This window comes from Moorena producens PAL-8-15-08-1, assembly GCF_001767235.1.
Taxonomy (GTDB): domain Bacteria; phylum Cyanobacteriota; class Cyanobacteriia; order Cyanobacteriales; family Coleofasciculaceae; genus Moorena; species Moorena producens_A.
In genome coordinates this window covers 7,152,218-7,165,478 of record NZ_CP017599.1, presented here as the reverse complement: position 1 = coordinate 7,165,478, position 13,261 = coordinate 7,152,218, and the positions used below count along the sequence as shown (strand labels likewise).

At 45.0% G+C, this 13,261-nt stretch carries 11 protein-coding genes; 8 read left to right on the top strand and 3 right to left on the bottom strand.

Going from position 1 to position 13,261, the window contains the following annotated elements; all coding sequences use genetic code 11:
- The first annotated feature begins 25 nt into the window (after nt 1–25).
- The gene (locus tag BJP34_RS26260; RefSeq protein WP_070394885.1) at nt 26–307 is read left to right on the top strand and encodes an RNA recognition motif domain-containing protein; all 282 of its coding nucleotides are present in this window, start codon (nt 26–28) and stop codon (nt 305–307) included.
- Nucleotides 308–462: 155 nt separating this feature from the next.
- Here BJP34_RS26260 and BJP34_RS26255 read toward each other — a convergent pair whose 3' ends face one another.
- Entirely contained in the window at nt 463–1,545 is a 1,083-nt protein-coding gene (locus BJP34_RS26255) for an ATP-dependent 6-phosphofructokinase (RefSeq protein ID WP_070394884.1), read from the bottom strand.
- Nucleotides 1,546–1,814: 269 nt separating this feature from the next.
- Between BJP34_RS26255 and fbp the strand changes: the two genes are divergently transcribed.
- From fbp to BJP34_RS26220, 7 genes are all read left to right on the top strand, one after another.
- Nucleotides 1,815–2,894 carry a class 1 fructose-bisphosphatase gene (gene fbp, locus BJP34_RS26250; RefSeq protein ID WP_070394883.1) on the top strand — a complete coding sequence of 360 codons (1,080 nt, stop codon included), beginning with the start codon at nt 1,815–1,817 and terminating at the stop codon, nt 2,892–2,894.
- A gap of 136 nt (nt 2,895–3,030) precedes the next feature.
- On the top strand, nt 3,031–3,330 hold the full coding sequence (locus tag BJP34_RS26245) for a hypothetical protein (RefSeq protein ID WP_070394882.1): 300 nt from the start codon (nt 3,031–3,033) through the stop codon (nt 3,328–3,330).
- A 33-nt stretch (nt 3,331–3,363) separates the two neighbouring features.
- Nucleotides 3,364–4,518, top strand: a complete 1,155-nt coding sequence (gene tal / locus BJP34_RS26240) for a transaldolase (protein WP_070394881.1) — start codon at nt 3,364–3,366, stop codon at nt 4,516–4,518.
- A 356-nt stretch (nt 4,519–4,874) separates the two neighbouring features.
- On the top strand, nt 4,875–6,404 hold the full coding sequence (gene zwf / locus BJP34_RS26235) for a glucose-6-phosphate dehydrogenase (protein WP_070394880.1): 1,530 nt from the start codon (nt 4,875–4,877) through the stop codon (nt 6,402–6,404).
- Nucleotides 6,405–6,586: 182 nt separating this feature from the next.
- Nucleotides 6,587–7,942, top strand: a complete 1,356-nt coding sequence (gene opcA, locus BJP34_RS26230) for a glucose-6-phosphate dehydrogenase assembly protein OpcA (protein WP_070394879.1) — start codon at nt 6,587–6,589, stop codon at nt 7,940–7,942.
- A 118-nt stretch (nt 7,943–8,060) separates the two neighbouring features.
- Entirely contained in the window at nt 8,061–9,470 is a 1,410-nt protein-coding gene (locus BJP34_RS26225) for a cobyrinate a,c-diamide synthase (RefSeq protein WP_070394878.1), read from the top strand.
- A gap of 179 nt (nt 9,471–9,649) precedes the next feature.
- The gene (locus tag BJP34_RS26220) at nt 9,650–10,225 is read left to right on the top strand and encodes a hypothetical protein (RefSeq protein ID WP_070394877.1); all 576 of its coding nucleotides are present in this window, start codon (nt 9,650–9,652) and stop codon (nt 10,223–10,225) included.
- A gap of 100 nt (nt 10,226–10,325) precedes the next feature.
- On the opposite strand, the gene BJP34_RS26215 is transcribed toward BJP34_RS26220, so the two are convergent.
- Entirely contained in the window at nt 10,326–11,921 is a 1,596-nt protein-coding gene (locus BJP34_RS26215) for an FkbM family methyltransferase (RefSeq protein ID WP_070394876.1), read from the bottom strand.
- Nucleotides 11,902–13,239, bottom strand: coding sequence for an RNA-guided endonuclease InsQ/TnpB family protein (locus tag BJP34_RS26210; protein ID WP_418904070.1), 1,338 nt, complete (start codon nt 13,237–13,239; stop codon nt 11,902–11,904). Before BJP34_RS26210 ends, BJP34_RS26215 begins: the two co-directional genes overlap by 20 nt.
- Nucleotides 13,240–13,261 lie beyond the last annotated feature (22 nt).

Sequence of the window (13,261 nt, the reverse complement as noted above, 5' to 3'; positions counted from 1 at the left end):
TCTATGTTCTGCCTCATCGATCGACATGACCATTTACGTCGGAAACCTGTCCTATCAAGCCACCGAAGACGACTTAAAAACAGTTTTTGGAGAATACGGCACCGTTAAACGAGTTGTTATGCCCACAGACCGTGAAACCGGCAAAATGCGGGGGTTTGCCTTTGTGGAAATGACAGAATCAGATCAAGAAGACTCAGCTATAGATCAATTGGATGGTGCTGAGTGGATGGGACGTAGAATCAGGGTCAATAAAGCCAGACCTCGGGAAAATCGTAGTAACGCTCCACGGCGCAATAATTCCTGGTAGTAACTGGTAATAAGCTGTTGAACATCTAATCGGTATAACTGATTAAGTGTTCTTTAAGAGTTCTGAATTTGACCGTTGACCGTTGACCGTTGACCACTACCAGTCAACAGTCAACAAGATTCATGTACTTAAAAGGTTCATGATCTAAAAACCGTCTAATCTCCTAGACAAATACCCAATCCTCTAGCGGTTCTGACCAAAGTTCCGTTGGGATTGACGGCTTGATAATGCTTAATGGTTTCCTCAATCGGTACGCTGACAACCTGGCGATATTGCCATGTAACCATCTGGTCATATCGTTCATTGGCGATTAAGTCAACTGCTGCCACACCAAAGGCTGAGGCAATTAAGCGATCAAGGGGTGAAGGAGTGGCACCCCGCTGGGTGTGTCCAAGAACTGTAACTCGCGTTTCGGCTCCAATGGCATTACAAATCTCTTGGGCTAGATATTGACCAATACCACCTAAGCGACATTCACCAAATCCAACATTACTCTGAAGCACGTCACCGCTTGCAGTGCGAACCGCCTCGGAAACCACGATTAGACAAAAGTTTCGCCCTTGGTCCTGAAGCTGCTTGATTTTGTGGCAGACATTCTCAAGGGTATAAGGAATTTCTGGAATCAGAATAACGTCAGCCCCTCCTGCAATGCCAGCACTGATAGCAATGTGACCAGCATCACGCCCCATAACTTCTAAAATCATCACCCGGTCGTGGCTAGCCGCTGTGAAATGTAAGCGATCTAGAGCTTCGGTGGCAATGTTAACGGCAGTGTCAAACCCAATGGAGCGCTCGGTAATGGCAACGTCATTATCGATAGTCTTCGGTATACCTACCAATTTCATCCCCCCTTGTTGGGCAAGTTTGCGCAAAATAGCCAAACTACCATCGCCCCCAATACCAATTAGACCGTCTAGACCCAGTTGGTGATAGCCATCAGCAATATCAGCGCTGCGATCGCATAGTGTGCCATCTGGCATCGGAAATGCAAAGGGGTCGCCTTTGTTAGTAGTGCCAAGCATTGTACCACCCATAGTCAAGATGCGATCAACCTTGTCCAAAGTTAGGTTAATCGCTTGAGGCGGATTTTGCATCAACCCCTGAGTAGCCCGACAGATGCCAAGCACCTCCCAGTTGTAAGTACCGACAGCTCGGTGAGTCACAGCTCGAATCACCGCATTGAGACCAGCACAATCTCCACCACTGGTAAGAATGCCAATGCGTTTAGTTTCTCCCATAATCTCCGTTTAAGGTTGCAATGCCTATGTTCAGATCAATTTGACCTCAGGTATAGGCTCTTAGACAAGAAAAATGGTGTGAAGATTTGATTTCTGTATTTCTTCTAAAGTTATTAAGGATCATTAAAAATGCCTTCCTAAGATAGAAAGTGAAGAGGACTAGGCACTGGGCCAATTGGTACTCTTGCGATGGCCAATAGGCCACGCGTGCGCGTTCACCAACATCTCTGACAAACCAAGCGCCCTAAGACCTAGGGAGGACAAAAATTATGGCAGAGGGAGCTGAAGCTAGAACTCAAGAAAGAGCCCTGGATCGGGATTGTAAAACCTTATCCCGTCACGTTTTCGAGCAACTCCAAAGTTTTTCCATGGAGGCACAAGACCTCAGTGCCCTCATGAATCGCATCGCCCTAGCTGCCAAGCTAATTTCTCAACGCTTGAGCCGAGCTGGTTTGATGGAAGGGGTGTTAGGATTCACGGGTGAAGTCAATGTGCAGGGTGAATCTGTCAAAAGGATGGATCTCTATGCCAATGATGTCTTCATCTCGGTATTTAAGCAAAGTGGTCTCGTCTGTCGCTTGGCCTCCGAGGAAATGGAAAAACCCTACTATATCCCGGAGAATTGCCCAATTGGACGTTACACTCTGCTGTATGACCCCATTGATGGTTCCTCCAATATCGACACCAACTTGAATGTTGGTTCAATTTTTTCGATTCGTAAGCAAGAAGGAGAGGATCTAGACGGGGAAGCCCGTGATCTTCTCCAAAACGGGCATAAGCAAATTGCTGCTGGCTACGTTCTCTATGGTCCTAGCACAATGCTGGTGTATTCCATCGGCACGGGTGTTCATGCCTTCACCCTCGACCCAACCTTGGGAGAGTTTATCCTGTCGAAGGAAAACATTCAGGTGCCAGAACATGGCCCAGTGTATAGCACCAATGAAGGAAACTTCTGGCAGTGGGAAGAATCCATACGGGACTATATTCGCTATGTCCATCGCCATGAAGGCTATACCGCTCGCTATGGCGGGGCATTAGTGGGAGATTTTCACCGCATCTTGTATCAGGGCGGCGTATTTCTTTATCCCGGTACTGTGAAGAAACCAGAAGGGAAGTTGCGTCTACTATACGAATCTTCTCCCCTAGCCTTTTTGATAGAACAAGCCGGAGGGGCTGCCAGTACAGGTACCGAAGACATTTTGGACACTGTGCCAAAAACCCTCCATGCTCGTACACCATTAATTATTGGCAGCAAAGAGGATGTAGCTTTGGTCAAGTCCTTCATCGAGGAAAAGGCAAGGCAGGCGCAAGAAAATTTGGAAGTGGCAGGGCACGTAGATAAGGGTTAACTGGTGGAAGGTTAACCAGTGGAAGGTTAACCGGTGGAAGGTTAACTGGTGGAAGGTTAACTGGTGGAAGGTTAACTGGTGGAAGGTTAACTGGTGGAAGGTTAACTGGTGGAAGGTTAACCGGTTGAAGGTGGCAATGAATACCTCCCTACCCTTCGGTTTTTCCTTTGGGGTAAGGCCACGGCTAATCTTTGAGAAAAGCTTCGCCGAACTCCAACCAACCGTCAAGCCAATAGTCAAGCCAATAACTTTCAACCAACCAACTAACCATACACCGAACCCCAAGGCGAACAACCAATCAACCTTTAACCAACCAACCTACCCTACACCGAACGCCAAAGGCGAACAAGCTTCAACCAACCAACCTTCAACCTTCAACCAACCAACCAACCAACCAACCAACCCTACACCGAACCCGAAAGGTGAACAACCTTAAACCCTTGAAAAATAACACATAAGGAGCTAACCAATGACAACGACAGCAGATAATCCGATTTTTCAGATTGAAAAAAATTATGGTCAGAGTATCTGGATGGATAATCTGAGCCGCACGCTGATTGAGTCTGGAGAACTAAAAGAACTAATTCAAACCCGGGGAATTTGTGGGATCACTTCAAACCCAGCAATTTTTGAAAAAGCGATCGCAGGCAATGCCATCTACGATACCGATATCGAAGCCGGTATTCGTGCCGAGAAGTCGGTGATGGAAATTTACGAAACCCTGGTATTTGAAGACATTTCTAATGCTTGTGATATCTTCAAACCTGTCTACGACGAAACCAATGGGTTAGATGGTTACGTCAGTATTGAAGTCCCACCCACTATCGCTAAAGATACTCAAAGCACGATTTCCGAAGCCCGACGCTATTACGAAGCTATTGGTAGGGAAAACGTGATGATTAAGATTCCCGGTACCCCAGAAGGCTTACCCGCAGTAGAGCAAGCTATCAGTGAAGGTATCAACGTTAATGTAACCTTGCTCTTCTCGGTAGAAAGCTATGTTGAAACATTCTGGGCTTATATCCGGGGTTTGGAAAAACGAGCGGCAGAAGGGAAAGATATTAGTAAGATTGCTTCTGTAGCTAGTTTCTTCCTCAGCCGCATTGATAGCAAAGTGGATGCAAAATTGGAGGAAAAAAGTGCAGGTGTCGATGACCCCAATTTGACAGCGAAGCTAAAGGGAATTGAAGGCAAAGTTGCGATCGCTAACGCTAAAATTGCCTACCAGAAGTACAAAGAAATTATCCAAAGCGATCGCTGGAAAGCTCTATCAGCAAAAGGTGCACAGGTACAGCGGTTATTGTGGGCAAGCACCAGCACCAAAAACCCTGCCTACAGCGATGTGATGTATGTCGATGAACTCATTGGACCGAATACTGTCAACACCCTGCCTCCCAATACCATCGAAGCTTGTGCCGATCACTGTTCCCCAGAAAGTCGGATTGAGACAGGTGTTGAAGAAGCTTACCAAACCATCAACTCTCTAAACGATACTGATGTCAATATCAATCTCAGCCAAGTTATGGATGAATTGCTTGATGAAGGGATCGTTAAATTTGTTAAGCCCTTTGATTCCTTAATTTCATCTTTAGAAAACAAAGTCAAATTATTGGCTACAGTGTAATATAAGACGTTTTCAGGTTGCCAGTTAATTTAGGTTGAAGGTTGTTGGGTGACCAAATCGCTTCGATAGAAAGCTAATGGAAAGTCTTAACCGTCACCCTTCAACCTACCCTAAAACGAACACCTGGGTAACAACAACCTTTAACCTTTAACCTGATAACCTTGGCCAAAAGGCCACGCGATGGGTGCATCTCATTTTTGCTGTTTGACACGGTGGTGCGTTACGGGGCGGCCTGTCCAAACCCTGACTACGAGGCGAAAAATGAAGGCCCCCCTAACGCACCCTACGGAAAATTTTCAAAACTGAGATGCACCCCACGCGATCGCGTTCAACCTGATCACCTTCAATAGGCAAAGATGGTTACTCTGCTAGAAAATCCCTTAAGAGTGGGCTTGCAACAGGAGCGCACGCCAGAACCATTGATTATGGTGATTTATGGCGCGTCCGGAGATTTGACTAAACGCAAGCTCGTACCAGCACTTTACCAGCTTAAACGAGAACGACGTCTACCACCAGAAATTACCATCGTTGGTGTTGCCCGTCGAGATTGGACTCATGACTACTTCCGGGAACAAATGCGGGAGGGAATCGAGGAATTTTCGGACGGGATTCAATCGGAGCAGTTGTGGGAAGACTTTGCCGATGGCTTGTTCTACTGTTCCGGTGACATGGATAAAGCCGAAAGTTACCAGAAACTGAAAGCCTTCTTGGCAGAACTCGATGGTAGACGGGGAACACGGGGAAACCGGGTATTTTATTTAGCCGTAGCTCCCAGATTCTTTACAGAAGCCATCCAGCAATTGGGGGCAGCGGGAATGCTGAGTGACCCAGTGAAGCAGCGCTTGGTAATTGAAAAACCCTTCGGGAAAGATTTAAGTTCAGCTCAATCTCTCAACCGGGTGGTACAAAAAGTCTGCAAAGAAGAGCAAATTTACCGCATTGACCACTATCTGGGCAAAGAAACGGTTCAGAATCTGTTAGTGTTCCGCTTTGGTAATGCTATCTTTGAGCCGTTGTGGAATCGGCAGTTTGTTGACCATATCCAGATTACCGTAGCCGAATCGGTAGGGGTAGAGGAACGGGCAGGTTACTACGACAAATCCGGGGCACTGCGGGATATGGTGCAGAACCATTTGATGCAGCTATTTTGCCTAACCGCCATGGAAGCTCCCAATGCTCTGGACGCTGACAGTATCCGTACTGAAAAGGTCAAGGTGATTCAAGCTACTCACCTGGCAGATATTCATAATCTAGAAAATTCAGCAGTGCGGGGTCAGTATGCAGCAGGTTGGATGAAAGGCAAACAAGTGCCTGGGTATCGGGAAGAAAAAGGGGTTGACCCCAATTCCACTACCCCCACCTACGTCGCCCTAAAGCTACTGATTGATAACTGGCGCTGGCAAGGAGTTCCCTTTTACCTGCGCACGGGGAAACGACTGCCGAAGAAGGTCAGTGAGATCTCCATTCAGTTTCGTAAAGTTCCCCTAATGATTTTTAAATCTGCGGCTCAGCAGACTAGCCCCAATGTCTTAACCCTGCGCTTGCAGCCCAATGAGGGAATTTCTCTGCGTTTTGAGGCGAAACGGCCAGGACCAGATTTGCGCACCCGCACCGTAGATATGGACTTTAGCTACGGTTCTTCCTTTGGTGTGGCAACTGCTGATGCCTATAATCGGCTTTTACTTGACTGTATGTTAGGGGATCAAACTTTGTTTACTCGTGCTGATGAAGTGGAAGAAGCCTGGAGGGTAGTGACACCAGCCTTAGCAGCTTGGGATGGTCCAGCTGATCCAGCATCCATACCCCAGTATGAAGCAGGAACTTGGGAACCGAAGGAAGCCGAACACCTAATTAATCGAGATGGACGTCGCTGGCGCAGACTTTAAGTTAGTTAGTCAGTAGTGACTAATAACAGTGACTACTGACTAATCAGGACTTACGCACAGACTCCATGGGTAGGGTGGGCAAGGTTTTGCCCACCCTACAGGTAGCGTTAAATTGAGGGATTTGCGTAAGTCCTATAATGACTAGTGAGTAATGACTATTGACAAAACACAAGTGAATTGCTATGGCTACACAATCTCCTCCGGTGCTTTCGATACAACCACCCAAAGATGTTTCTTTGGGTGAAATTGAAGCGGAACTGCGTCAAATTTGGCAAAGCTATGGTGAAAACGGTGATTCGCCCAGTGCGATCAGGGCAACAACCTTTAGTTTAGTGGTTTATGAACCCGAAGAAACCCAGCAGCTCTTAGCAGCACTGGGATATTATTCCGGTCCAATTGATGGTATCCTAGGCCCGCGCATGGTCGCTGCTCTCAAGGCAGCACAGAAAGCCTACGGATTGGAAAGAACGGGTAGAGCAGATGAGGCGACTAAGGCAAAACTACGGCAGGAATACAATGAATCTGTCCAGAAGGGACAGACCCAGAAGAAGCTAGAGTATTCCGGTGATTTAGAAGGATTTGGAATTGCCGATGCGATCGCAGCCTCTAACCCCTGTCGCATTATTGCCCTTTGTCCTATTGCCGGAGAAGATGAAGGGGTTAAGGCTCAGGTATCTGCCTCTTGCCCCATTCAAAAGCAAAGCCAGAGTACATTAATATGTTGTGAATACATCACCCTAACTGGCACCGCTGCTGCTTTGGAACGGATTAGCGGTATCATTTCGGAATTGATGTTACCAGAACTGCCGAAATTCCTATGGTGGAAGGGAACTCCTGATCCTAATTATGGGTTGTTCCAACGCTTAGCAGGGCTAAGTAATAGCGTCATTGTTGACTCAAGTAGCTTTAGCAATCCAGAGGAACAGTTATCACAAATGTGTGAGCTGATCAATCAGGGCACACCAGTGGCTGACCTAAATTGGGCACGGTTGGCAGCATGGCAAGAGTTAACCGCAGAAGCATTTGATCCACCAGAACGTCGTGGGGCAATCTACGAAGTTGATCAAGTTACCATTGATTACGAAAAAGGGAATGAGGCTCAAGCACTGATGTTTCTCAGTTGGTTAGCGTCTCGCTTAGAATGGCTTCCCACGTCTGATCTCAAAGAAGGTGGGGATTATGACCTGCGGCGTGTTAAATTTATCAGACCCAACCAGCAACCTGTAGAAGCAGAATTGGCAGCTATCCCCGTAGCTGATGTCGGAGATGTGGCAGGTGATTTGATTAGCCTGCGCTTGGGTTCGACCAACCTGCAAGCTGATTGCTGCACTGTGTTGTGTTCACAAACCACTGGTTGTATGCGCATGGAAGCTGGTGGTGGGGCTCAGTCTTGCCGCATTCAGCAGGTATCGCCTTTATTTGACCAGAAGACAGAGTTTTTACTCTCTCAGCAATTACAACGCTGGGGTCGGGAGATGCTATACGAAGAAAGTATGGCAGTTACCAAGGAAATTTTGAAGTTGACGGTAACAAGTTGAAGGTTTCACAAAAGCGTTGAAGGTGAGCAAATCGTATGCTCAATCTTTATATGATAAACTTCAACCTTAAAACCTTGGCCAATAGGCCACGCGATCGCGTTCAACCTTCAACTCTTCAATGGCTTTAATCATCGCTGGTGAACGTAGTGGGGTGGGCAAAACAACAGTTACGCTCGCCCTATTATCGTATTTATCCAAGTGTAACTATACAATTCAATCCTTTAAAGTCGGTCCGGATTACATTGACCCCATGTTTCATCAGCGGGTTACGGGACGTCCTTGTCGGAATTTAGACCCAGTATTAACCTCTGAAGATTATGTTAAAGATTGCTTTTATCGCCATTGCCAGGAAGTAGATTATGCCCTGATTGAAGGGGTGATGGGGTTATTTGATGGAGCATCAGGAAAAAATGATTTTGCCAGCACAGCTCATCTAGCACGGTTGTTAGACGTGCCAGTGTTATTAGTGTTGGATTGCTCTCGGTTATCTCGTTCCGTGGCTGCGATCGCATATGGCTATCAATCCTTCGATCCCAGGATTACCATAGCTGGAGTAGTATTGAATCGAGTCGGAAGCTCACGGCATTTGGAATTGCTCAAGGATGCTCTCGAACCATTACACATTCCTGTATTAGGAGAGCTACAGCGTCAGGATAATATAACTATTCCCGATCGGCACTTGGGCTTGATACCTACTGCTGAAATTACTCAACTGGATGCTTTGATTAACCGACTTGCTGATCTAGGACAGAGTTGCTTTAATTGGGAACATCTTCACTCAGAGTTGAAGGTTGGCCACCTACAACCTGTAACCTCTACTAACCAGCAACCTGTAACCTCTACTAACCAGCAACCTGTAACCTCTACTAACCAGCAACCTGCCCTAATCCGAATTGCTGTAGCATGCGATCGCGCTTTTAGTTTCTATTACCAAGACAATCTCGATAGTTTGGAACAGCTGGGAGCAGAGTTAGTGTATTGGAGTCCCCTCACCGATACGACTTTACCTCCTGATATACAAGGGATGTATTTTGGTGGTGGTTTTCCAGAAGTTTTTGCTGAGCAACTCGCCGAAAATACTAGTGCGCGAGAGTCAGTGCGAACAGCTATAGAGTCAGGAATGCCCACGTATGCTGAGTGTGGCGGATTGATGTATTTAGGGGAGCAGATTACAGATTTTGACGAGAAATCTTGGTCAATGGTAGGGGTATTACCCACGGTTACGGTGATGGGAAAATCCCTTACTTTAGGATATCGACAGGCAACTGCTTTGGTCGATGGACCATTGTTACCTGTCGGAGCAACGGTTTGGGGACATGAATTTCATCGCTCCCACTTGACAGTCATGCCCTCCCATCCCTTATTTGAGTTACGGAGATATAACCAGAGAAAAGTTGGAGTTGAAGGTTGGCAAGTCTATCAGCTCCATGCTTCCTATGTTCATCTCCATTGGGGTAGTTGTCTTGAAGTTCCGGTTCGATTTTTGCAACGCTGTCAGCAGTTCACTTTTGAGGGAGTGACAAGCTAGTTAAGGACTACACAGGCAATCACGCCCTCTCATTAAGATAGAAGCTTAATACCTCCGTAGGCTAGGATGTAAATAAAGTCCTTTATTTTGCAATAAGGTAGTATGGCTGAGGAAATAAGTGGTTTATTAACAACTGGTTTATCTCATACTCGAAAATTAGGGAGGGCGTTAAGGAAATTATGAACTTAGGAAAGGAACATATACCACAGCTTTCGCGAGGTGTTTCTTCTCCAAGGAGCGCTAGGAACGATCTAGAAAATCAAAACCCTGATTTGGAGGGGAAAGAATTAGCATTTGTAGCCTTAAAAGTTCGCCATGGTGACATTATTGATGCTATTACTCCAATTTTTGCTGAAATCACCCCCGATTTTAGATTAGGCAAACCTCAACTTGGTACGCAATATGGAGGAACAGGAGGCAAGCAAACTGTTCTTGAAAGAAGTGGATGCATTGTGACAGGAGTTAACCTTTACAAGGGTAATTATTTTGGTCGAGAAGAAATTATCCAGATAGAGTTGATTTGGAATAGATTAACTCCACAAGGACTTGACCCTTCGGCAGAAGTTGTTTCTGAAAAGCTAGGTAGCGGAGACTATGCTGATATAGATAAGCCTCCAATACAGTTACGTGCAGATGCAGGATATTACATTTATAACTTTCTTGCATCTACTTCTAACCACACTAGCGGTGAAACTTTCTTGCACGACTTTCGTATAGAACAAAGACCATTAACTTTACGTCGTTTTGTCAATTAGTGTGTGCGAGATAGCCAAATTAAAAGTCTCTTGATAAACTGTCTAAATCCCGTTCGTTAACTACTGTTTTAGTATTCTCAAACCAGAAGATCTGTATCAATCAAGATTCACTGTCACGCAACGCAATAATATTGAGTCTTCCTTGTAAATCCTCCCTAGAATTTATCGGAATTAGCTGCCCTAGGTAAGGCTGATATTGATATAGTTGATAGCCTCTGTCTCTGAGAAAATCAGCAACAGCTAGGTTACTACCCCGACTCCCTGCAATATTTTCGTACAGTATCGTTGGGCTAAATTCCGTTAAAATTCTATTGCTGCCTGCTAAAACTTGCAGCTCATGACCTTCTGCATCAATTTTCAACAAATCAACCTTGCTAATAGCTTCTTGCTCCATCAAACTATCCAGAGTAAAGCAGGAAACCTCCTCAAAATTACCAGATTTTACAGTTGCTTGTTCATCACTAGAAACAATTTCATTAAGTTCACTAGCACCATGAAGAGCAAGTTGAGCAGTACCATTGCGATCGCTAGCTGCTCCTGCACAAACTTTCACCCAGTCTAACTGATTAATAGTACAGGTTTCTTCTAAACAACGAACACAACCAGAAAACGGTTCAACCGCTAGCACACACCCTTCTGCTCCTACTCGTAAAGCAGCACTAAAAGTGTAGACGCCCGCATTAGCACCAACATCAATAACAGTCATCCCAGGTTGGAGCCAGTTGCGCCAAAACTCCATTTCTTTTTCAAACCAGTCTCCTTGAGCAATTAACACACTTGTCACCAAACTCCGGAGACTTGGCTCAACCGCTAATAGTAACTCCTCTTCAAAGGTCACATAAGTAAATGGACTTTCAATCTCTAATTCAGTCCATTTAAACCCGATTAAATCCGAATTTTCGTCCCTAATTTCCCCAGCCCTAGCTAGCCCCATCTTTCGCCAATACTTGGCTAAATCTATCTGTCCTAAATCTCGATAAGCGAGGTATAGTGATTGTATAATCCTAGGCGAATAAGGAGCAAAATTTTTAGCCTGGTGTAAATTAAATAATCCTTCCCATTGACTATTGACCAGGCTAGCAATTCCCAACTTTAAATGAATAGACGGGGAATCTGAGAATAGTTGAACAGCAAGATGGAGAAATCTTAATCCCGTAGCATTATAAAATACCAATTGTGAGCGACATAAAACCTCACTTAACAAAAAAATTGATTGAGCGTAGCCATCCTCAGCGTCTAGAATGTGAGCCAATTGCTCATACCTCTTACCTGTAAAGCCATTTCCAGAAGGTAGATAAACTAGTCCTAGAGGAATGGATTGCTCATTAATATCAGCGGGATGTAAAGTATTAATTAAGCTTGGAAATGCTGTTTGTATCCCCTGCTCCATTTCTCCAGTCATGGCGAAAACTAGAGCTAAATGAGCAGCACACAGGGGATGACCAGACAACTCAATTCCCTGATTCAAAGCCTCAAAAGCCATCTCAACATACATGGCACGTAGAGATGAATTGTCACATTGCTCAGCTTCAATTAATGCTACTACAGCACAGTTGTTCAATTCTATAGCAGAAGTCGGATTATCCCAAGACGTACTTTCAATACTGGTCTCTACAGTAGATAAAGTCTCTGAATCCAGATTCAGACCAGCACTTTCGAGATATTTCCAATAGGAATCAGAATAATTGACAGACATTTCCGCTTTCTCTTATTGACATCCTCCCCTTCCTCAAAGTAACTTCGCCTAGCGAAGTTACTTTGAGGAAGGGGATTCCTAAATCTCGCGAATTAGGTTTTCTGCTTCGACCCGTGCCAACTAGAGTATCGTGACCAATACTCCCCGTCGCTTCCAGTCCACAGACATTTTCTGATACGCTATGCCCTAGCGCATTTAATCCACGATTTCTTACTTCCTGGCTGGCTGCTACATCCCTTGTAGTGATATACCCACACTGATCACAATGATGGAATCTGATATCTAGAGTTTTCTTCCCCGTATGTGCGCCACAATTAGGACAAGTCTGGCTAGTACCATCTTTGTTAACCTTGGCAAAATAGACATCTCGACGAAAACAAACCCACTCTAAGATATTTACAAATTGACCAAATCCAGCGTCGGCACTGTGTTGTGAAAGCATTCCTCTTTGCCATGAGACAAAGTTAATATCCTCAACAAACAACATTCCAGCACCATCACATAGATGATGAGCTAACTTAAAGTGCCAGTCTTTACGAGTGTCAGATATACGCTGATGTAGCCTAGCTATTTTCTGGTTTAACTTGTGCCGATTATTCGACCCTTTTTGCTTATTCCTTAACCTACGTTGCAGCAATTTCAGCTGGCGTTGTAGGGTGATCATAAATTTAGGTCGCTTAATCTCTTCGCCGTCACTGGTGGCTACAAACTTGTCAAAGCCCAAATCTAAACCTCTAGGATGACCATCAGGCATAGGACTAGGAACATTAACATTTAGCTGTAGTGACAGCATCACGAAGTAGCCAGATGCTTTTCTAACTATTCTTGCTTGTTTGATTTCAAACCCTTCTGGAATTGGTCTTGATTGTCGCCACTTAACCCATCCCAATTTAGGGAATTTGATCGCATCATTTTTAATTGGGTCTTTCCCGAGCTGAGGAAACACAAATGAACGCATCCGATACTTATTTTTAAACCGAGGGCTACCAAAACCTCTAGCTTTCATGTCATCCCAAGCTCTATCTAACCTTCTTAGGGTTTGCTGAAGTACTTGAGAATGTACTGTCATAAGCTTCTGATATTGCTTTTTAGCTTCTGTTAGCTGCTTTGCTTGTCTATGATAGTTCGGGAATGGTTCGTCAGCAGGAATGATGTATTCAGATTGAATCGAACAAGCATTAATCGCTGACTTACGAGATGCACACCAATCTTTACGCTGACGTAACGCAAAGTTCCAAACAGCACGACATACATCTAGGGTTTGATCAATGATTGTTATCTGTTCGGAAGTTGGTTGTAGTTTGTACTCGTAGGTCATGGTTAGCATACAATCATTATAC